The 1,752-nt window shown below is 35.3% G+C and carries 1 protein-coding gene; it reads right to left on the bottom strand.

Features of this window, described 5'->3' with window-relative positions:
• Positions 1–1,750: preprotein translocase subunit TatA (locus tag LI241_RS15425; RefSeq protein WP_226897169.1), on the bottom strand; the 1,750-nt coding region annotated here is incomplete at its 3' end.
• Positions 1,751–1,752 lie beyond the last annotated feature (2 nt).

The raw sequence follows: 1,752 nt of genomic DNA, 5'->3' as shown, positions 1-1,752 counted from the left end.
CATAAGATACTGTATAATCTGTTCCATTTTTTAAAGTTTTTGTGCCATCTTTTATGGTGATGGATGGTTTGATTTGTCCACCTGAATAGGAATATTTACTTCCCATAGAACATGAAAACTTTTCAATGCTTCGTTTCTTTATCACAAAACTTTTTGATATGCTGCCTGTAAAGTTTCCTTTTCCTGTTATGATAACCGATGCGTTACCGGCATTTGTATTATTCTTATATGCGATTGTATAATCCGTATTATTCAGCAAGACCTTGTCACCGTATTTTACAGTGACAGAAGGTTTTATTTCTTTCCCTGTATAGGTCACAGAATTGATACTACTCATTGTTGCTTGTGAAAGACTTTTGACTTTCGGCAGTACGATTTTACTTGGTGTAGATACAGAGCCTGTATTCCCCAATAAATATCCTACATTTTCACCCCACGCATAAAGCTCACCTGTATACATCAACGCTAAAACAGAGTTGTCTACTAATTTAGCTTTTTTGACATTTGTTAAAACTTTTATTGGCTTAGTAGAATCCGTCTTGGTTCCATTTCCTAATTGTCCAAAATAATTAAATCCCCATGTGTAAACTTCTCCGTTTTTCAATAAAGCAAGACCGTTATTAATCGATAACTCAATAGATGCAATGTTTGATAATATTTTAACCGGCTTTTTTTGATTTCCCATTGTTTGCCCATTCCCTATTAAGCTGTCATTATTATTACCAAACATATATAAGTCATCATCTTTTGTAATCACTGCCGTAATATTTTGAAATAAAGAAACCGATTTTACATTATCCATGATCTTTACTGGCTTCGTTACTTCATATTCCATATCATTTCCATTACCAATTTCACCATAAAAGTTTTCACCCCACATATAAAGAGATCCATCTTTTTTAATAGCGGCAGAACGATTGTCGTTTATGCAAAAAGACTCTACATCACTCATGACTTTTACTGGTGTGGCTTGTTTCGTATTCGTTCCATTACTGATTTGCCCATTAGAATTATCTCCCCATAAGAATAAATCACCATTATTTTTTAAAACACCCCAGAAATGATCTTTTATGTCAAAGTCTGCCACATTATCTAATTTCATCTGACCATTTTCACCAGTTCCCCATAGGTATAAATTGCTCGTTGCAGATAAAGCACCGGTATAATATTTATAACTTTTATACTTCACAGCATTACTTATTAATTTTTTAGGTGGTGTGCTCGTTTTACTTCCTTGGCCCGTCATCGCAGATAAAGAATCACCGCCCCATGTATACAGATCGCCATTTTTCTTTATAGCAGCACAATCCGATCCCGGTATATAGGTTTTTACATCACTCATAATTTTAGTTGGTGTAAGTTTCTTAGTATCCCAAGATGCTGAAATGCCCAAATCTCCATATCGATTTGATCCATTAGTATATATACTTCCATCTGTTTTTAAAATAACGGTTGACCTTTCTTTTTTTTCAACCGCCTTGACATCTCCCATAATGCGCGTTGGCACATGTTTGGCAGTCGTCGTATTGTCCCCTACTTCGCCATCCGTATTACGTCCCCACATATAAAGGCTACCATTTTTCGTAACAACTGCACCTTCCATACTATCTGAAGCATCAAAGTCAACAACTTGATATCCATCATCTTCTGCCGCACTTACTTTTAACAGCCCTAATGTTGTATTTTCCACATCCAATGGCAACGTCATACAAGATATCGACAATATACCTGCAAAAATACTCATCATAATCT

Origin of the sequence: Longicatena sp. 210702-DFI.1.196 (assembly GCF_020563125.1) — a bacterium.
GTDB classification, from domain to species: Bacteria; Bacillota_I; Bacilli_A; order Erysipelotrichales; family Erysipelotrichaceae; genus Longicatena; species Longicatena caecimuris.
Note: the sequence above shows the minus strand (reverse complement) of the source record. Positions and strands in the feature narration are given on the sequence as shown.